Genomic DNA, 19,573 nt, shown 5'->3' on the forward strand with positions numbered 1-19,573 from the left:
CCAATCGTTAAGCCACGCTAAACAGGCATAGGAAACAAACGGTTAATTTTGCGCCTCGGTGGGCACAGTTTTCGCCCTTGTTCACCGCATTTCAGGCCGCCGGGACGGCTGCCAGAACGCCGCGTTAAACTTTTGCAGCCTATCTATCGCCCCGGAATGACCCAGGCCAGCGACATGCCGCAAGGGCGGAGCTTCGCGCGGATCGGCCACTTCGTGGCCACCCGCCGGAAACTGGTATTCGATTATGTCTCGGCGATCAGCGGCGCCGGCGGCCGGCTGGTGTTTTCGCTCGCCTATTTCATCGCTTTGGCCAATACGCTTTCGATCGCCGAGTTCGGCATGTTTGCGACCGCCTCGGCCGCCGGCATCATGCTGTCGCGCATCCTGGCCTTCGGCTTCATTTCGGCGCTATACCGCACCGCCACCATCCGCCCCAACCTGATCGGCACATTCACCGCCGGTTTCCTGCTTCTCAGCGTCTTGTCGCTGCCGTTCCTCGCCGCTGCGTCCTACGGCGTCTATCTGATCTTCTTCGCCGATACCGTGCCGTTGCCCGCCTTCGCCGCTGTCGTCTTCGCCGAAGCGCTTCTGTGGCGGCCGGTCGAAGTGGCGCTGATCGTCAACAACGGACTCGGCAAGTTCGGGCGGGCGGCCGTGCTCGCCATCCTGGCGACGGCGCTCAGGGCAGTCGGCGCGATCCTGTTCATGCTTGGCGCGCAGCACAGCATCGGCGTCTGGTCGCTGTTTTATATCGGCGCCAATGCCGCCTCGCTCATCGTCGCCTTCGTCTTCTTCTATCCGCGCCAGCGGCTGCGGCTGCGCGCCGAGCTTTATTTCAGGCGGCTCGCCGATTCCATCTATGTCGCCGGATCCGAAGTGCTGTTCTATCTGCAGATGGAGTTCGACAAGCTCCTGGTGCTGTCGATCGGCGGACCGCATCTGGCCGGCATCTACGCCATCATCATGCGGCTGGTCGATCTCACCGCAATCCCGATCCGCACCTTCTCGATGATGCTGGTGCAGCGCATGATGCGGGCGCCGGAGCTGCTGTCGCGGCCGGCGGTCAAGAGCGGCATCGAAGGCGGCGTGTTCCTGGTCTCGACGCTCGCGCTCGTGTCGCTCGGCATCGTGCTGCACTTCTTCCCAAACGCGCTCGGCAGGAATGTCGCCGAGGCAGCGCCGCTGGTGGCGCTGGCGGTCTGCGTGCCCGGCCTGCGCAATCTCGTCGAATATCAGGCTGAGCTTCTCTTTGCGCGCGGCCAGACGGCGGTGCGGGCAATCAATCTCGGTCTGCTCGCCGGCTTGAAGGCGGTTCTGCTCACTTATGTGCTGACCACCATCCCCGACACGGCCAATCTGGTCCTGTCGCTCAACATCGTCTTCCTGCTGCTTTATCTCGCCTCGATGCTGCTGACCTATTCGGCCATGCGGCGGCCGGCCAAGGCGATCTAGCGTACCTGCTGGCAGCCAAGGTCGGCGGTTCGTTTAACCGGGCAGACCATCGTTTGGGGTCGGGGCGAAGCCTTCGGAGTCGTCATTCCAGGGCGGAGCAGGAGCGAAGCTCCGTCGCGGAGACTCTGGAATCCTTTCCGTGACCTTGGCCGTGGAGTGCATCGGAGCAGAATTCTACATCGTTGTGTCGCTTCGAAGTAACGGCATGGATTCCAGGGTCTGCGCGCGTCGCTTCGCTCCCTTGCTCCGCCCTGGAATGACGACGAGAGGATCGTCTCTGCTAGTTCCCAACGTTTCGGATCTGTCAGAACTATTCAACCCCGATCAGGCGGCGGATGCGGCCGATATCGGTGCCGATGAAGGACTGCATACCGATCGCCACCTGTTCCGGCGCCATGGTGTCGACGAAGCGGCGGAACTCGCCATCCGAGAGCGGCTCGCCGTTCCAGTGGACGCGGCAGAACTCCTGCGAGCCGTGGAAATGGCCTGCGCCTTGAAGCACGTCGTCGACATAGCGGCCATAGATCATGCATTCGGAAAACCGGCGCGCCGAGCCGACGACGCCGACCCAGTCGCGGCCATGCACCTTCTCGATGCGCTCGCACATCGCGTTGACCGTCTCGCGGCGCCAGGCGATCAGCGTCGAGATGTAGTCATGGTTCGATCGATGGGCGGGATCGATGCCGAGCGCGGCGCCGGCATTGCGCGACCAGATGCGATGCTCGTCATGTCCATCGCTCGCCAGCACGCCGTCGCGCCGGAACAGCCGCACCTTGCCGTCGCGCCAGAAGGCGCCGCTGTCGAACGGCTTCAGGAAGGCGACGTCGGAATCGCAGAAGACGAGCACGTCTTCCTTTGCCTGCCCGGCAATCGCGATACGGCGCAGCTGCTGCACATGCCAGCCGCGCAGTGGCTGCGTTTTCAGGCTCAGCCAGACGCGGCGGCGAAAGCCGCTCAGCGGATCGTCAAAGACGCGCAGCCAGCGCGGCAACAGATCCCGCTCGTCGACAACGCTGCGGCGGCTGCCTTCCAGCTGGCGAAACAGCGCGACGTCGCGATGCTCAGTGAGGATGTAATGATGCGCCATGCCGGTGACGTGGCGGTCGATAGTTTCGCATAACAACCGGCAGCGCTCGAAATCGGGGGCGTAGCTTGCGGTGACGATCGCAGCTAGAGGCATGCGCGGCAGCGCTTCGACCGCAGTGGAGGCGTCCGGCACGAAGCGGCTGTTCACCGGCTCGCCTCCAGCGACAGCGGCCCGCGCGACAGCTTCTGCTTGACGACGCGCCACAGGAAGAGCGGATTGCCGACAACATAGCGGCGCCACAGGCGACCGGGTTCGATCCACAGGCGGAACAGCCATTCGAGCCGCAACCGGCGCAGCCATAGCGGCGCGCGCGGCACCGAACCGCTCATGAAATCGAGCAACGCGCCAACGGCGAACGGCAGCGTGCAATGGCGGCTGTCGATGTGGCGCTCGATCCACAATTCCTGGCGCGGCACACCCATGGCGACGAGCAGCACATCCGGCCGCAGCCTGGCGATGCGCTCGAGGATCGCCGGCTCCTCGGCAGCCGAGAAGAAACCGTCATGGATGACAACGAATTGGTGCTGCATGGCGAGCATCGAAAGCTTGGCGGACGCGGCTTCGGCATTGGCGCGCGTCGTGCCGAGCAGCGCCACAGTCAGCGGGCGCGACGAGGCCTGCAGGAAGGCCGGAATGAAATCGGTGCCGTTGAGATTGCTGGGGAAAGGCGCGCCGTAAAGCAGCGTTGCCGCCATGTCGACGCCGACGCCGTCGGGCAGGATGAGGAAGTTTTCCAGCGCCTCGGCAAAGACCGGATCGGTGCAGGCAAGATTGGCATTGTGGGCATTGAGGAAGCTCACCTTGGTGAAGCGACGTTCGTCGATCAGCCTGGTGAGCAAGGCGATGGCCTCGTCCCAGCGTATGGCAAGCACCGGAATACCCAAAATGGTCTTGAGCGTATCGAAGCCGAAAGCGGTGCGCGCGGTGTGCATGTTCATGCGGCCGCCTCCTGCCTGACGGCGCCGAGCTTCTCCAGGCCAAGGCCGATCGCGACGTCGAGCGCCTTGAGCTGGCGGCGATGAAAGGCGCTGCCATCGACGTCGCGGACATTGGCCGCGGCCGCCTGCAGCGCTGTCGCGAAAGCAATCGGATCGTCGGTCACCACGCAATTGTCGGGACGATAGCCGATGCCGCGCAGCGAGCGACTGGTGGCGACGGACGGCAGGCCAAGCTCGAAGGTCTCGATGGTCTTCAGTTGCACGCCGCTGCCGGCGGTGCTGATCAAGGGAATGACGGCGGCCCCGCGCACGAAGGCCTGCACATCCGGAACCCTGCCGACGAAGGAAACGCCGGGATGCGGCGAGCTGATGCCGGAAGGCACATTGCCCGCAATCCTGATGCGGAAATCCGGCTTCAGATGCGGCACGACCTTCGTCAGGAACCAGTCGAGGCCGATGCGGTTCGGCTGCCAGGTCCAGGTGCCGATCAGCGCGGCGTCGCAATCGATATGCCGCTTCGCCCTGCTTGTCGGCGCCTGCGCACGGGTTACCAGCGGCAGCACCGCGGAGCGCCGGTCGGAGGCGACGCCAAGTGCCGCGCGGTCTTCCTCGGCCAGCGTGAAGACAAAGCGCGCAGCGCCGCAGAGCCGCTTTTCCACGACCTCGAGGAGCCTGGCCTCGCGACGGAACATCCAGCGCTGGAGCGCGCTGGTTGCCGCCGCGGCATTTTCCTCGGCCGAGCGGTGCTCGACATTGTGCGCGACGAAGATGAATGGACGGTCGGCGAGAACCTTCTCAAAGGCGCCGGCGAACTGCACCGAGTTCAGGACATAGCCGTCGAAGGGACCGGCGTGTTCGATGACGTCGCGGACTTGCGCATCGGCAACGACACGCAGCTTGACGGAGGAAAAGGTAAGGCCGGAGAGAACCGCCTTGCCCAGCCAGGCAAGCTTTTGCAGCGGCGACGCGCTTTCGGTGCGCACCTCGACGGCGTCGAGCACGATGGTGTTTTGCGGATCGGACGGGGCCTTGCCCGGCCAGATGAAGCCGATCACCGTCACGCGCACGCCGGCGCGCCGCAACGCGTCGATGATCGCGGTGTTGGCAATCTCATAGCCCGAGGCGAGAGCGCCATCAGGCACGATCGATGTGGCGAACAGCAGATGCATCTCACCTATCCTTGGCTGCAGCCGGTAGCAAAACGCGGTGAAGCGTTGATTAAATGGCACTGTCAAAGGCCAAAGACCCGGCTTTTCCGACGGCCGGGCGAGAAGGTGATTAACGAAACGTTATCACCGCGATGCTATCGAGGGCTCAAACCCTCGCTGCTGGAAACGGATGATCCCTTTGCCGTCCGACGCTTCTGTATCGATCGCGGGGCGGTCGCCGGGGCTTGCCGCCGAGACCGTCGAGGCGGTCGTGACGCTGCCGACCTTCAAGCGGCCGAAGCAGGTGCTGGAAACGCTGGCTTCGCTCAAGGCGCAGCGGACCGGCAGGCGCTTTGCCGTCATCGTCATGGAAAACGAGGCCGATGCGCGCGAGGGCGCAAGCGCGGTGCTGCCGCTGTTCGAAAGCGGCGAGATGCCAGGCATGGTGATCGTCGCGCATGAGCGCGGCAATTGCAGCGCCTACAATGCCGGCTGGCAGACGGCGATCCTGCAGTTTCCCAATTTTCGCCACCTGCTGGTCATCGATGACGACGAGATCGCCGAGCCAGACTGGCTGGAGCGCATGTGCGGCGCCGCGGAGACACTTGAAGCCGACGTTGTCGGCGGCCCGCAGGTACCCATCTTTGCCGATGCCTCGCATGCCAGATGGGCCGAGCACCCGGTGTTCGCGCCGCCCTATCGAGAGACGGGCCGCGTGCCGGCGCTCTATTCGTCCGGCAACCTGCTGCTCGGTCGCAACGTGCTTAAGGCCATGGGACCGCCCTTTCTCGACCTCAGGTTCAATTTCATGGGCGGCGGCGATTCCGACTTTCTCAGCCGGTCCGCGCAGAAAGGCTTCGTTCTCGGCTGGTGCGCCGAAGCAAAAGTCAACGAAACTGTCCCTGCCCGGCGCGTCGAGGCCGACTGGATCCGCGCCCGCAGCCTGCGCAACGGCGTGATCTCGACGCTGGTCGAAAAGAAGAAGCGCGCCGGCACGCCGCTTGCCGGCCTCAAGGTTTTCCTGAAGAGCCTGGCGCTGCTCGCCGCCTCTCCGCTGCGCGGCGCCGTCCGGCTGGCGCGCACCGGCTCGCTGACGACGAGCCTCTATCCGGTCTATGTCGCGCTCGGCCGGGTGCTCGCCGAATTCGGATATGCCAATGAGCAGTACCGGCAGCCTGAGAAGAATTGAGCGCGCGCCGCTCGGCGCCGCCTTCACCAGGGAAGGTGTGGCGACGGCTATCGCCGCGCTCCTGTTCACCGTCATTATCGTCTCGTTCCGGCCGTTCCAGCCGGCGGGCGCGGAACTGACCGGCGACGGCGGCGACATCGTCAACCAGCTCGGCTTCGGCTCGCTCGGTGTGGTCTCCATCTTCTCGCTGCTTGCCTTCGCCGACCCGCGCGTGGTGCGCTCGCTGGTCAGCCCTTCCTGGGCGCTGATGCTGGGCTTCTTCTTCCTGTCGGTGGTGCTCGCCACCGATCCGCCCGCGGCGATGCGCGCCGCCTCCTTCACCATGATCGGCATCATCACAATGGCGACGATCCTGGTGCTGCCGCGCTACGCCGATTCCTTCGCCAGGATGGTCATCTTCACTGCCGTCGTGGTGATCGGCCTTTCCTATATCGGCCTGATCGTCTTCCCGCATGAAGCGCTGCACACCGCCGACTCGCAGGAGCCGGAGCATGCCGGTCTGTGGCGCGGCGTCTTCACGCACAAGAACATCGCCGGGCCGGTGATGGCCTGTTTCAGCTTCGCCGGGCTCTACCTGTTCCGGCGCGGCCAGCGCTGGTGGGGCGCCGGCATCTTCTGCGCGGCGATGATCTTCATGCTGCACACCGGCTCCAAGACGACCGCCGGGCTGGTCCCGTTCTCGATCATGATCGTCGTGCTGCCCAGTCTCATCGGCATGCGGCTCGGCACGCCGATCCTGTTTGCGCTGGCCATCATCGCGACCGCCGTCGGCACGCTCGGCATCGTCTTCATCGCGCCGGTGAAGCATCTGGCGGCAATCTATTTCCCCGATCTCACCTATACCGGACGCACGACGCTGTGGGAGTTCGCCGGCGAGATGCTGGCGAAGAAGCCCTGGACCGGCTACGGCTATGAAAGCTTCTGGGGGACGCCACTGCTGCTCAACCAGGACCAGCCCTTCGACCGGCCCTGGGATATCCGCACCATCGTTCACGGTCACGACGGCTATCTCGACATCGCCGTGCTGATGGGCATCCCGGCGCTCTGCGTCGCCGTCTACACCTTCCTGATCGCCCCTTTGCGCGACTATATGCGCATCCCGGCGCGCAAGGAAAACATCTTCCTCGGCGATTTCTTCATGATGGTGGTGCTGTTCACGGCGCTGAACGGTTTCCTGGAGAGCTTCTTCTTCCACCGCGGCGATCCGGTCTGGCTGTTCTTCGTGCTCGGCGTGCTCGGCTTGAGACAAGTCTCGCTGCGGCCGATCCCGGTTCGCCTCTCCCGCTGATCCTGGACTGTCGATCTTCCGCCACTGGACTTTTCCAGCGCTCCGCAATTGTCTAAGGAAGCCTTCTTTTCTCGGAGGCTTTCATGACGATCAGGCTGGTTCTCGCCGGTTGCGGCAATATGGGTTACGCCATGCTCTCGGGCTGGTTGAAATCCGCCAAGCTCGAGCCGGCGGCGGTGTTCGTGGTCGAGCCCAATGCCGAACTGCGCCAGCGCGCCGAACATCTGGGCTGCCGTGCCGCCGCCGACGCCGCCGGCATTCCGGCCGATGCCGTGCCCGATCTCGTCGTCATTGCGGTAAAGCCGCAGATGATCCGCGAGGTGACGGCGCAGTACAAGCGTTTCGGCGACGGCAGGACCAGCTTTCTCTCCATCGCCGCCGGCACGCCGGTCGCCACTTTCGAGGAAATCCTGGGCGAGCTCGCGCCGGTCATCCGCTGCATGCCGAACACGCCGGCGGCGATCGGCAAGGGCATGATGGTAGTGTTCTCCAACCCGCTGGTCTCCGACGACGTCCGCCGCTTCGTCCTTGAGCTGCTTTCGGCGAGCGGCGTCGTGACGACGATCGACGACGAGGGGCTCATGGACGCCGTGACGGCCGTCTCCGGCTCCGGCCCGGCCTATATCTTCCACTTCATCGAGGCGCTGACGGTCGCGGCCGAGAAGGCCGGCCTTCCCGCCGAAACCGCCAAGCTGCTTGCCATGCAGACAGTCTTCGGCGCCGCCTCGCTCGCCGCCGAAAGCGAAGACGAGCCGGGCGTGCTGCGCCAGCAGGTGACCAGCCCTAACGGCACCACCGCCGCGGCGCTTGCCGTGCTGATGGGCGGCGACCGCCTGACGAAGCTCGTCACCGAAGCCGTGGAAGCAGCGCGGCTGAGGTCGATAGAGCTGGGGAAATAACGACCATCCGCATCACGCAAGGTCGGTGTGGGAAAAATCGTTGCCCTTATAGAGCAAAGGCATGCCTCGACTTTTTGCCGAGGCATACGACAGGCAGTCGGCGAGGTTGAGCTGGGCCGGATGGCCGCGACCCTTGCCATAGTCGGAAAAAGCCTGGATCGCGAGCTTTGCATCGCTACTTTCGATCGGCACGACTTCCACCTCAGCCTCCTGCAGAAATGCTTCTATCGCCGCTTCGGCAACAACCGGCTGGACGGCGAGCATCGATGAAAGCCGCATCGCTGCTTCGAGTATGACCAGCGGAGATGTTATGCGCCGGGACGCCAACTCTATCCGGCCGCTCCATTCGGCTGCGTCCTCCTCGCCCGCCAGGATGGCGACGACGACCGAGGTATCGATGAACATTCAGGAATGTCCCCACATCTCATCGACCTCATCCTTGCTCAACGTCTTTCCGCCTCCGCCGGCCTTGGATTTGAAATTTCGGGAGATGGTGGCAAGCCGTTCGGCCAACGGCGCCTGTTTGCGGTGCCGCTGCAGTTCAGATTCGAGCGCCTCGATTACCGCCTCGGTCATCGAAACGTTTCGTTTTTCGGCAAGCTGGCGGGCGAGTTCTCTTGCCCGCGGATCCCTGATCTGAAGATTCATCGCTGCCTCCAATCCGTCATGACAATATAGCGCGACTGTCATGACAATGCCAGCAGCCGCATTCTTGCTACCCGGCCGCCAGGCGGAGCTGCGCAAATAGGAGCGGCTCAGCCCAACAGGGCTGGCGAACCGATCTTGGCTCCGTAGAGCATATCATCCTGCAGCCGGCGCAGGGCGTAAAGTCTCGTCGTCCGGTCCGGCACGGCATTGTCATCAGTCAACAACGCGCCCTTCTTCACCGGCTTCAGCACCTTGCCGCCTTCAAGCAAGCCGACCGGCACGGCGCGGACGGCGCGGGCATCGCCGACGGTCATGGTCCAGGAGCGGTAACAAGTCTCGCCGATCGCATCCAGGATCTCCCCGGCGGCAAGGTCGCGCTTGGCGACCGCGCAGACTTCCGCCACCGGCCTCGACAGAGGCACCATGTCGGGCTTGCCGTAGAGCATGATACGGGCGGCGGTGAGCGGCACCTCCAGCGAAGTCAGGTGATAGGGCCGGAACAGGCCGTAATAAGGGCCTTGGCCGACATGGAGATCGTCCATGCGTTCGACGACGCGCGGATGCATCGCCTCGACGATGACGAAGACGCCGGGCGCCACGCCCTTGCCGATCGTGTAGTCGACGACGCCTTTTCTCGACAGGAGGCCGCCATGCTCTTTCGGGATCAGCACCTTGGCCAGCTGATCGCGATCGGCCCTGGGGCCGTGCATGCCTGGAACATCCGGAACCAAGCCGGTGGCGTTGGCAATGGCGCACATCTCGACCATGGTCTTCGAGCCGTCGACGAACTCGACCAGCATGCGCGGGTTCATGTTGCGGCGCGCCGCCTCTTCCCGGTAGTCGTCGGGAACCGCGTCGTGGTTGAGCGGATTGTTCTTGCCCTTGCCGGCCGCGACGACGCCTAGCCCAAGCGCCGAGGCGAATTCGATCAGTTCCATGCAGCTTGACGGCTCGTCGCCCGCGCCGACCGAATAGACGACACCCAGCCGGTCTGCCTGCTGTTTCAGGTAGCAGCCGATGGTCACGTCGGCCTCGACATTCATCATCACCAGATGCTTGCCGTGCTCCATCGCCATCAGGTCGAAATCGGCGGCGACGCCAGGTTTTCCGGTAGCGTCGATGACGACGTCGATCAGCGGATTGGTGACCAGCACCTCGTTCGAGGTGATGGCGATCCTGCCGCTCTCGATCGCCCGGGTGACCCCGGAGCCGGTCTCGGCCTCGGCGGCCATCGCCTCGTCGCCATAGGCGATGCGGATCGCCTCATGGGCAGTGTGCGGGCGGCGCGTTGAGATGGCCGCGATCGAAATACCAGGCATCAGCATGCCCTGCGTCACCAGATCGGTCCCCATCTCGCCGGAGCCGATGACGCCGATGCGGACCGGCCTGCCCTCGGCGGCGCGTCGGGCAAGATCGCGGGCAAGCCCGGTCAGGGCGATATTGATCATGCAACAAAATCCACGGCTTTTTGCTCCGGCCGGCAATACAGGGAACGATCCGCGTTTGCCAATCAAACCAGGCTGAAATGGCGTTTTCTTGCGCATGCTTTGCAAGGCCGCAGCAGATTTCGCAGGAGCTTGTGCACGGGCGCCGTACGATTCGCCGTTTCTTTCAGACCATAACCATCGCAGCGCGCTTTGAACTGGGAGAGTCCCGACGAGCGCGCCCCGTTTCTGTGCCATTTTTGCTACAGGCTTTAACCCTAATGCCGGAAATCGCAATTTTAGCGGGTGTCTAATCCATTATATGCTCACGGCCCCGAAAAATTTGATAGATACTGGCTGAAAGGTCCGGTGGCAGGCTTGGGCAAATAAGCGCCAATAAAAAAATAATGGCGCGGGGATAGTCACGGGGTAGAAATGACCAGGACGGGTAAAATTACCGTCGGCTGGCGCGTTGCGCTTGCTGTCACGGTGTCGATGTTGGCTTGTGGTAGTGCCGGCGCACTCACGCTCAAAGAAGCTGTCGCCGTCGCCGTGGAGTCCAATCCGGAGATTGGACAGGCGATCGAAAACCGCGAAGCGATCGAATTCGAGCTGCGACAGGCCAAAGGCCTTTACCTTCCCAGCGTCGACCTGGAAGCATCGACCGGCGTTCGCCGCCTCGACAACGACACGCGGCGCGCGCTCGACGAGGATCACAAAGCTCTCTATCCGAACGAGGCCGACCTCACCGTCTCGCAGACGCTTTATGACAGCGGCGCAAGGCGCGCGGAACTGAACCGCCAGGCCTCGCGGGTCGATGGGGCTTCCTTCAGAGTTCTGGAACGCTCCGAGTTCATCGGACTTGCAGTCGTCCAGGACTATCTGGAATACATGTTGCAGGCTTCGATCGTGGTCGAAGCCAAGAAGAACCTCGGCTTCCATCAGTCCATCCTCAGCGATATCAGGCAAGGCATCGCGGGCGGCGCGCTCAACGATGCCGACCGGCAGCAGGCCGAGGAACGCCTTTATGCCGCCAAGGCGCGGATGCAGGAAGCGACCGAAGAACTCGAGGCGGCCAAGATCCGCTTCTTCAAGAATGTCGGCAAGCCGCTGACCAACGCGTCGCGGCCGGCCGATGTCGCAGCCGCCCTGCCGCGGTCGCTGGACGATGCGATCGGGCTCGCCAGGCAGAACAACCCGCGCGTCCATATGGCCAACAGCGACATCGACGCCGCCGCTTCGCTGGTCGACGCGGCGCGGGCGAAATATGGCCCGACGATCACCGCCGAGGGCGTTGCCCGGGGCGGGTATGACATCGACGGCGACAATGGCGACGCAAGCGATCTGCAGGCCCGGGTGGTGCTGCGCTGGAACCTCTATCGCGGCGGCATCGACAAGGCCAACGAACAGGAACAGATTCGCCGCACCAGCGAGCAGCGCCTTGCGCTGCACCAGGTGCTGCGCGAGATCGAGGAAGCCGTCCGGACCTCGTGGGACCGCCGCTTCCGCCAGGCGGAGCTGGCAAAGACGCTGCGGCAGCAGGCAGCCACCAATGAAAAGCTGGTCGCTTCCTATCGCGAGCAGTTCAAGGTCGGGCAGCGCTCGCTGCTCGATGTGCTCGATGCCCAGAACACGCGCTTCAACACCGCGACGCTGGCCGACACGTCGTCCTACGCATCGCTGTTCGCGGAATACCGGCTGCTGGCCGCAACCGGGGAATTGCTGAAGACGCTCAACATCCAACCGGCCAAGCAGGCCGCGGCCTACGCCCGTGAGGAATTCGGTGTGCCGGCTACGGCCGATACCGAGACCTATGCGCGGACGCCGTCGGAGCAGAAGAACGATCTGCCGTTCGACATCCTCGCGCCGGTCAGGAAAAAGTAGCCGATGTAGCGTCGATCTTCGGTCCTTCGGGGCGGATCGTGAACCAGCAACCTAATATCCTATCGCCCAAGGAGGCTTTCAAAGCCTGCTTCTGCGCTGTGGCGGCCTATCTCGGCAGGCCGAGCGCCGAAACGGTGCTGTTCGCCGGCGTGCCGATTTCGGAGACGCGCATCGAGCCGGACGAGATCCGCCATCTGGCCGAGCGCATCGGCTTGGAGGTGCAGAATTTCAGCCATCGCGATTTCCTGCGCGGCCGCTTCGATCTTCCGGCCATCGTCTTTCGCGTCAGCCAATTGCCGATCGCCCTCCTGGCGGAAATCGAGGGCGGGCAATATCTGACGGCGCCGCAGGAAAACGGCCGCACCACGATCGACAGGTCCGAACTCGCCGAAAGCTATATCAGCGGCGGCACGTCCTTCTCGATCACCTATGCCAACCAGGCCGAGGAGATGACGGTCGGCACCGCCGCGCGGATCGAAAGGCGCCACTGGCTGACCGGCACAATGGGGGCGTTCTGGCGCACCTATTCGAAAGTGGTGCTGTCGGCGATGTTCATCAACCTGCTGGCGATCGCCTCGCCGATCTTCACCATGAACGTCTACGACCGCATCCTGCCCAACAAGGCAATCTCGACCCTGTGGGTGCTGGCGCTCGGCATCGGCGCGGCGATCCTGTTCGACCTGCTGCTGAAGACGGCCAGGGCATCGCTGATCGACTATGCCGGTCGCAAGGCGGACCTGCGAATTTCCTACCTGCTGTTCGAGAAAGTGCTGAATTCCTCGCTTTCGGCGCGGCCCGGGTCGACGGGCGAATATGCAAACCGCGTCACGCAATACGAGTTCGTGCGCGAGTTCTTCACCTCCAACACCATCAGCGTCTTCATCGACACGATCTTCGTCTTCGTCTTCCTGGCGGTGATCTACGCCATCGGCGGCTGGCTGGTGGTGATACCGGCGCTGGCTTTCGTCATCTCCGTCATTGTCGGGCTGATCACCCAGCGGCGGATCGGCAAGCGGGTCGCGGCCTCGATGAACGAGGCGTCGCAACGCCAGGCCCTGCTGGTGGAATCCATCTCGACGCTGGAAACGATCAAGTCGCTGCGCGCCGAGGCCTACCTGCTGCGCAAATGGGGCGAGCACTCGAAGAACGCGGCCAACACGTCGGAAAAGATCAAGGAGCTCTCGGCGGCGGCGGGCAACATCACCGGCGCCATCCAGCAATTCGTGACGGTCGCCCTGGTGGTGGCCGGCGCCTATGCGTTCTCGGAAGGCCAGGTGTCGACCGGCGCCATCATCGGCACCGTGATGCTCGCCGGCCGCGCCGTGGCGCCGCTCGGCCAGATCGCCATCACGCTTGCCCGGTTCCGGCAGGCGATGCTGTCGCTCAAGATCATCAACACGATCATGTCGCAACCGGAGGACCGCCCCGACACGGTCGGCTTCGTCAACCGGCCGATACGCAGCGGCGCTCTGGTCTTCAGGAATGTCGGCTTCGCCTATCCGGGCACGGAAAACGAGGTTCTGAGCGGGCTCAACATCGCGGTCAAGCCCGGCGAGCGGGTCGGCATCATTGGCCGCATCGGCTCGGGCAAGACCACGATGGGACGGCTGATCGGCCGGCTGTTCCTGCCGACGTCGGGGGAGCTGCTGCTCGACGGCATCGACATCCGCCAATACCACCCCTCGGAGGTCCGCGCCGCGGTCGGCATCGTCGCGCAGGCCGGGGACCTGTTTTCGGGAACCATCAAGGAGAACCTCCTGATGGCGGCGCCGGGAGCGACGGACGAGGAGATCATCGATGCGGCGAAGGCCGCCGGCGTCGACGACTTCGTCTCGCGGCATCCGCGCGGCTACGACATGAATGTCGGCGAGCGCGGCACCAATCTCTCGGGCGGGCAAAGGCAGGCCGTGGCGATCGCGCGGCTGCTTTTGACCAAACCGAAGATCGTCTTCCTGGACGAGCCGTCGGGTTCGATGGATCTCGCTTCCGAGCGGCAGTTGATCAAGCAGCTCAAGGTGGCGTTCGACCGCAGCACGACGCTGATCGTGTCGACCCATCGCTACAGCATGCTGGAGCTTGCCGACCGCCTCATCGTCATCGACCAGGGCCGCGTCGTCGCCGACGGGCCGAAGGAACAAGTCATTCAGGCGCTGCAGAAGGCAAATGCCTGACCGGAACGTATGGACATGCTAGCAAGGGAAGACCGGCCACCATTTTTCGCCTCGGCGTCCGTCTACATCGTCGGGGCGCTGTTCGTGTGCTTCACGGCCTGGGCGTCGTTCGCCGAGGTCGACGAGATCGCGCGCGGCGACGGCAAGGTGATACCCGCTTCGAAGACGCAGATCATCCAGGCCAGCGAACCGGGCGTCGTGCAGGAGATCGCCGTCCAGATCGGCCAGACGGTCAAGAAGAACGACCTCATCATCCGCCTCGACAATTCAGGCAATACGTCGAGCCTTGGCGAAGAGAAGGCCAAGGCGCGAGCGCTGCAGGCGCGCATCGCCAGGCTGCAGTTCGAGCAGAGCGGCAGTGTCGAAGGGTCGTTTCCCTGCCCGGCGGAAATCCAGAAGGTCGCGCCGGAGATCTGCGACAACGAGCAGAAGCTGCTTGTGGCGCGCCGCGACAATTTCGAGGTCAAGCTGTCGGTTCTCAAATCGCGCCTCGACCAGCGCGAGAAGGAACTCGATGAGGCCACCGCCAACGCCGACCGCCTGTCCAAGAGCCTGGCCGTGACCGACCAGGAAGCGGCGCTGGTCGAACCCATGGTCAAGAAGGGCCTGATGGCCAGAACCGAACAGATCCGTGTCGAGCGCGAACAGACCGACCTTCGCGGACAGCTGACCCTTGCCGGCGAGACCATCAAGAAGGGCCAGGGGGCAATCACCGAGGCGCAGCTTCAGGTGAACGAATTGGGCCTGCAATTGCAGCAGGAGGCATTGAGCGACCTGACGCAGGCGCTCGCCGATCTGTCCGTGGTCGACGAAACCATCCGCGGCGCCACCGACAAGGTGGCGCGCACCGACATCCGCTCGCCGGTCGACGGCATCGTCAACACGCTCGACGTCAACACGCTCGGCGCCTTCGTGCAGCCGGGCGCGGTGGTGGCCGGCATCGTGCCGACCTCCGAGACGCTGCTGGTCGAGGCCCGAGTTTCGCCACGCGACGTCGCCTTCATCCAGCCGAACCAGGAAGCGCTGATCAAGGTCACCGCCTATGATTTCTCGATCTTCGGCGGCATCGAGGGCAAGGTCTCCAACATCACCGCCGACAGCCTCGTCGACCAGAAGACGGGCGAGCCCTATTACCAAGTGCGGGTCGCCACCGACAAATCGACGCTTACTAGGAACGGCAAGACCTATTCGATCATCCCCGGCATGATCTGCTCGGTCGACATCAAGACCGGACGCAAGACGATCCTCAACTATCTTTTGAAGCCCATCAACAAGGCGCGTCAGGAGGCAATGAGTGAGCGATAGCGCCATCCATCCGGACACCTCGCGCGAGAGGCTGCTGCCGTTGCTTGCGGCCGAGGATTTCGGCCCCGAATTCCGGGTCGTGGCGCGCGGCGGCGTGCGTCGCGGCATCCGGCTGGAGCGCGCCTTCTGGGTGTCGCTGAAACAGATGGCCGAAAGCCGCAAATGCACGATCGGCATGCTGGTCGAGGAGATCGCCGAACACCATCCCGACCAGGGCAACCTCACCTCGGCGATCCGCGTCGCCTGCATGCGCGGCCTCGCCGAGGAAAGCATGGAATTGCGCAAGCTCGCTTCGATCCGCACGATCAACGCGATCCTGGTCGCCTGCCCCTCGCCCGCCTTCGCGCTGTCTTCTTCGAAGAAAATCCTGGCCTTCAACGCGCCGTTCCAGCAACTGGTCCGGCGCCAATTGCCGAGCGCGCCCGGGGAGGATGGGCGCCAGGACCTGAAGCTGGCGCTCGACCTCAACGTTCCCGACATCTTCGCCCGGCTCGACGCCAATGGCGAGACGCCGGTCACCAGCGGCTTCGTCATCGGCGCTGGCGAGCGCCGCTATCGCGGCCAGCTCAGCGCCGTGCGCGCGCCCGTCACCGAGCCGGAACTGCTGATGGCTTTCGTCTACAACGGCTAGAGCTACGCATTTTCCCGGAACTGTCCGGGCTGCGCGAAGATAACAGAGCGACCGTGTATTTTCCGCGAGGCGCTGAACCGCTCGAAACTACTGCCTCAGGCTCGAAGCCACTGATGGTTCCGGCGATCCTTCGCCCGGAGCGACCGTGGCGAAGCCGCCGGCGATGTCGGCGACCTGCGCGCCGGACTTCGACCCGTGGATCCAGGCGCGATCGGTGCTGAAGGAATAGAGCGGAACATAGTCGGGCAGATCGCTGTCGCGCAGGACGGCGTTGCCGAGGCTGTCGAGGATGAAGGCGCCGCTTCCCGTGCTCACCGACAGGACGGCATGGAAGAACTTGCGGCGGCGATCCTGGAGCACCACCAGCGACATGCTCTGCGCCGGGATGCCGGCCCTGAGCAGCGCCGCCATCTTCAATATGGCAAAATCCTCGCAATCGCCGGCGCGATGCTCGAGGATTTCCGAAGGCTTCGCCCAATAGTCGAGCTTGCCATAGACGACGCTGTCCTTGCGATAGGCGATCAGGCGGTTGATGCTGCTGTTGACGAAGGACAGCTTGTCGCGAAAGCCCTTGTCGCCGGCAATCTTGACAATCTCGGCGAAAGCCGGGCTCTCGCGGTCGCAGACGCTGCCGGCGGTGCAATCGACGATGGCCCTGTAGACAGGAGCCCAGCGCGCCGCGACCGGAAAGTTGCGCATCGACAAGGCGACCGAGCCGAAGACGCCGGGGATGATCGCGGCGGTCTGGATCGGGTCGATGCCGGGATCGGCCTTGGCGCTCGAGCGCGCTTCAACCTCGTAGGGCGCTGCCGGCGTGTAGCCCACGGAAACGTCCGCGATCCGGTACGCGGAAGCCGGCTGCCAGGGCAGCGGCCGGGCCAGCGAAACGCCGCCGAGGCTCGCCGGCGCAAGCACCTCTTGCAGGACCGGAACCGCGCCCGAATTCGCGCTTGCCGACGATGGATCTGCCTGAGCGGCAAGGCCGATCGCCAGCAAGAGAACCTTGATCCCTGTCGGGGCTGCTTTTTGTATTTTCATAACGCCCACCTTTGACTGTGGACGCTACCAATCTTGTCTCAAATTATCGGAAAGGAAGGTGGGTAAGTTTCCGCGAATCACGCTATTCTGTTTTGCATCAAATTTTATTCAAAATTATACTTCCATTTACCAAGGCGGGAGGCGTGCGGCGCGGTCACTCCCACCCTCGTTAAGGTCATGCATATCCAGATATATCATCGCGATTTACCAAGTGTAAAAAATGCGATTCTCTACATATTCGAATATATGAAATAGGTTGAACGTCTGTTGCAAAGCCCGGGCCTGACATGTCTCTTTCCGGGAAATGCCGGAGGGGCTTTAGCTATGACGACCAATATCGAATTCGACGCCGTTTCAAATTCCTGGGACGAGCACACCAGCGCTGGTGAAAATCATATCTCGACGGGTGTGCAGGTCGCGCAGGCGACCGCCGGCCAGGCGGCGAGCGAGCCGGTGCCGGTCGATGTCGGCAGCGGCGCGCCGGCCCAGGGCGCGGCCGATGCGCCGGCCGCCAACCAGCCGGCCGACGCCAAGGCTGCAGCCCCCGCGAACGCACCGGCGGCAAATGCAGCGGCGGGCAATACCCCGCATGAATATCACATCGAGGCCGGCAATGTCGTGAAGCTCCCGGCCAGCGTGTCGATCGACAACATCAAGGTCAACGGACACGATCTCGTCCTCACACAGCCCGACGGATCCCAGATCGTCATCAAGGACGCCGCGCTGAACGTGCCGACCTTCATCCTCGGCGACGTCGAGGTGCCGCGCGTGGCCCTGATCGCCGCGCTCGAGGCCAGCCATGTCGATGTCGCCTTCGGCGCCGACGGCTCAATCTCGGCCGGCGGCAACGGCTCGCCGGGCAGCGCGGGCGGAAATTTCGAACATCCCGCAGGTGGGATCGGCGACGGCTTCGGCCTGACGTCGCTGCTGCCGCCGACCGACCTGGCGTTCGGCCAGCCGGACCATCGCGAGCTGTTCCCGGGATTGCTTGAGAAGGATTCGACGATCTCGCTGACAGGGACTCCGCCGACGCTGAACGTCGATGAGAGCTTCCTGCCGGACGGCTCGGGCACCGGCCCTGCCGGCTCGACCACCGACACGTTGAACTTTGCCGGTATTTTCACGGTGGCGCCGGGCAGCGGCACGCCCACGATCACCTACGACCTGAGCGTCAACTCGCAGGGCGAGACGTCGAACCTGATTGACTCGGCCACGGGCGAGGCAGTGGTGCTAACCCAGAGCGGCAACACGGTGTCAGGCTATGTGGCCGGTCACAGCGGCGATCCGGCCTTCCTGGTGTTTACGCTAAGCGTGAATACTTCAACCGGTGACGTGACACTGACGCAGGATCGCGCGGTGCACCAGGATACAATCGAGAACCCGACCGACGGCTCCGAAGGCATCGCCTTGGCAGGCGGCTTGGTGACGCTGACGGCGACGGCAACGGATCCAGGCGGCCACACGGCCAGCGCCTCAGCCGACATCGGCGGCAGCGCCACCTTCCATGACGACGGCCCCTCGATCACGGCCAACCAAGCCTCGGCGCCGACGCTGTCGGTCGACGAGAGCAACCTGCCGAGCGGCACGGCGCCGAATGCGGCGCTGACGGTCGTGACGGGCGACTTCCACGGCGCCTTCAGCGCGGTACAGGGCGCCGACGGGGCGACGGTTGCCTACTCGCTGGCGGTCAGCACACCCAACGTGGACTCCGGCCTGATCGACTCGGCCACTGGCCAGCATGTGCTGCTGTCTGTGAACGCCAGTGGCGTGGTCGAAGGCCGCACGGCCACCGGCGGCGACCTTGTGTTCACGCTTGCCGTCAACAGCAGCACCGGCGTGGTGACGCTGAGCGACTTCCGCGCCGTACATGAAGGCTTGGGCGAGAATGGCGACACCAGCGAGGGCGTCAGCCTGGGCGCCGGCCTGGTGTCGGTGACGGCGATCGTGACCGACAATGACGGCGACACCGCCAAGGCCTCGATCGATCTCGGACCGCAGATCACCATCCACGACGACGGTCCCGCGATCAGCGCGACCGGCTCGGCACCGGCGCTGTCGGTGGACGAGAGCTTCATTCCGGTGATCGGCTCGGTCGGCGGCGGCGGCGGCAACGTCGCGACGGGCGACTTCTCGGCGAACTTCGCCGTCATCGCCGGCGCCGACGGACAGTCCGGCTCGCTCGCTTACTCGCTGACGATCGGCAACACGACCACCAACCTTGTCGACGCCAAGACCGGCCAGACGGTGCTGCTGGCGCAGAACGGCTCGGGCGAGGTCGACGGCTATGTGATGATCGGCGGAGTGCAGACCAACGTCTTCACGCTGACGGTCGACGCGTCCGGCCATGTGACGATGACGGAGCTGCGCGGCGTCAAGGAGGCGACGGCATCGCTGGGCGACACCAGCGAGGGCGTCAGCCTGGGCGCCGGCCTGGTGTCGGTGACGGCGATCGTGACCGACAATGACGGCGA

16 protein-coding genes are annotated in these 19,573 nt (G+C 64.1%); 9 read left to right on the forward strand and 7 right to left on the reverse strand.

Annotation, left to right across the window (positions count from 1 at the left end; translation table 11 throughout):
• Positions 1–156 precede the first annotated feature (156 nt).
• Positions 157–1,452, forward strand: coding sequence for a lipopolysaccharide biosynthesis protein (locus tag FJ419_RS12400; RefSeq protein WP_140692352.1), 1,296 nt, complete (start codon positions 157–159; stop codon positions 1,450–1,452).
• A 310-nt stretch (positions 1,453–1,762) separates the two neighbouring features.
• On the opposite strand, the gene FJ419_RS12405 is transcribed toward FJ419_RS12400, so the two are convergent.
• The 3 genes from FJ419_RS12405 to FJ419_RS12415 are packed head-to-tail and all read right to left on the reverse strand — an operon-like array spanning position 1,763 to position 4,646.
• Complete coding sequence (locus FJ419_RS12405) at positions 1,763–2,686, reverse strand: DUF6492 family protein (RefSeq protein ID WP_140692355.1); 924 nt, start codon at positions 2,684–2,686, stop codon at positions 1,763–1,765.
• Positions 2,683–3,477, reverse strand: a complete 795-nt coding sequence (locus tag FJ419_RS12410) for a WecB/TagA/CpsF family glycosyltransferase (RefSeq protein WP_140692359.1) — start codon at positions 3,475–3,477, stop codon at positions 2,683–2,685. The genes FJ419_RS12405 and FJ419_RS12410 overlap by 4 nt, the downstream gene beginning before the upstream one ends.
• Positions 3,474–4,646 carry a glycosyltransferase family 4 protein gene (locus tag FJ419_RS12415; RefSeq protein WP_140692364.1) on the reverse strand — a complete coding sequence of 391 codons (1,173 nt, stop codon included), beginning with the start codon at positions 4,644–4,646 and terminating at the stop codon, positions 3,474–3,476. The genes FJ419_RS12410 and FJ419_RS12415 overlap by 4 nt, the downstream gene beginning before the upstream one ends.
• Before the next feature lie 169 nt (positions 4,647–4,815).
• Between FJ419_RS12415 and FJ419_RS12420 the strand changes: the two genes are divergently transcribed.
• The 3 genes from FJ419_RS12420 to proC all read left to right on the forward strand — a co-directional run bounded on the left by FJ419_RS12420 (position 4,816) and on the right by proC (position 8,001).
• A complete protein-coding gene (locus tag FJ419_RS12420) occupies positions 4,816–5,814 on the forward strand; it encodes a glycosyltransferase (RefSeq protein ID WP_140692367.1) in 999 nt (332 codons plus the stop codon).
• Positions 5,783–7,102, forward strand: a complete 1,320-nt coding sequence (locus FJ419_RS12425) for an O-antigen ligase (RefSeq protein ID WP_140692370.1) — start codon at positions 5,783–5,785, stop codon at positions 7,100–7,102. Before FJ419_RS12420 ends, FJ419_RS12425 begins: the two co-directional genes overlap by 32 nt.
• Positions 7,103–7,185: 83 nt before the next feature.
• Entirely contained in the window at positions 7,186–8,001 is an 816-nt protein-coding gene (gene proC, locus FJ419_RS12430) for a pyrroline-5-carboxylate reductase (protein WP_140692373.1), read from the forward strand.
• A 12-nt stretch (positions 8,002–8,013) separates the two neighbouring features.
• Here proC and FJ419_RS12435 read toward each other — a convergent pair whose 3' ends face one another.
• The 3 genes from FJ419_RS12435 to FJ419_RS12445 all read right to left on the reverse strand — a co-directional run bounded on the left by FJ419_RS12435 (position 8,014) and on the right by FJ419_RS12445 (position 10,097).
• Positions 8,014–8,406, reverse strand: coding sequence for a type II toxin-antitoxin system VapC family toxin (locus FJ419_RS12435; protein WP_140692377.1), 393 nt, complete (start codon positions 8,404–8,406; stop codon positions 8,014–8,016).
• Positions 8,407–8,649: a type II toxin-antitoxin system VapB family antitoxin gene (locus FJ419_RS12440; RefSeq protein ID WP_140544358.1), complete on the reverse strand. Its 243-nt coding sequence runs from the start codon at positions 8,647–8,649 to the stop codon at positions 8,407–8,409.
• Between the two features lie 107 nt (positions 8,650–8,756).
• Positions 8,757–10,097: an NAD(P)H-dependent oxidoreductase gene (locus FJ419_RS12445; RefSeq protein WP_140692380.1), complete on the reverse strand. Its 1,341-nt coding sequence runs from the start codon at positions 10,095–10,097 to the stop codon at positions 8,757–8,759.
• Positions 10,098–10,508: 411 nt separating this feature from the next.
• On the opposite strand from FJ419_RS12445, the gene FJ419_RS12450 reads away from it, so the two are divergent.
• Genes FJ419_RS12450 through FJ419_RS12465 form a run of 4 tightly spaced genes read left to right on the forward strand, consistent with a single transcriptional unit; the run spans position 10,509 to position 16,064 of the window.
• Positions 10,509–11,957 carry a TolC family protein gene (locus FJ419_RS12450; RefSeq protein WP_140692383.1) on the forward strand — a complete coding sequence of 483 codons (1,449 nt, stop codon included), beginning with the start codon at positions 10,509–10,511 and terminating at the stop codon, positions 11,955–11,957.
• Positions 11,958–11,995: 38 nt separating this feature from the next.
• The gene (locus FJ419_RS12455) at positions 11,996–14,128 is read left to right on the forward strand and encodes a type I secretion system permease/ATPase (protein WP_140637059.1); all 2,133 of its coding nucleotides are present in this window, start codon (positions 11,996–11,998) and stop codon (positions 14,126–14,128) included.
• 15 nt (positions 14,129–14,143) lie between these two features.
• Positions 14,144–15,433, forward strand: a complete 1,290-nt coding sequence (locus tag FJ419_RS12460) for an HlyD family type I secretion periplasmic adaptor subunit (RefSeq protein WP_140544366.1) — start codon at positions 14,144–14,146, stop codon at positions 15,431–15,433.
• The gene (locus tag FJ419_RS12465) at positions 15,423–16,064 is read left to right on the forward strand and encodes a ribbon-helix-helix domain-containing protein (protein WP_140544368.1); all 642 of its coding nucleotides are present in this window, start codon (positions 15,423–15,425) and stop codon (positions 16,062–16,064) included. Before FJ419_RS12460 ends, FJ419_RS12465 begins: the two co-directional genes overlap by 11 nt.
• Before the next feature lie 87 nt (positions 16,065–16,151).
• Here FJ419_RS12465 and FJ419_RS12470 read toward each other — a convergent pair whose 3' ends face one another.
• Positions 16,152–17,102, reverse strand: a complete 951-nt coding sequence (locus FJ419_RS12470; RefSeq protein WP_140692386.1) for a transglutaminase-like cysteine peptidase — start codon at positions 17,100–17,102, stop codon at positions 16,152–16,154.
• Between the two features lie 324 nt (positions 17,103–17,426).
• On the opposite strand from FJ419_RS12470, the gene FJ419_RS12475 reads away from it, so the two are divergent.
• On the forward strand, positions 17,427–19,573 hold a 2,147-nt coding region (locus FJ419_RS12475), incomplete at its 3' end, for a DUF5801 repeats-in-toxin domain-containing protein (protein ID WP_246679189.1).

The organism is Mesorhizobium sp. B2-6-2 (assembly GCF_006440615.1).
Lineage (GTDB): Bacteria > Pseudomonadota > Alphaproteobacteria > Rhizobiales > Rhizobiaceae > Mesorhizobium.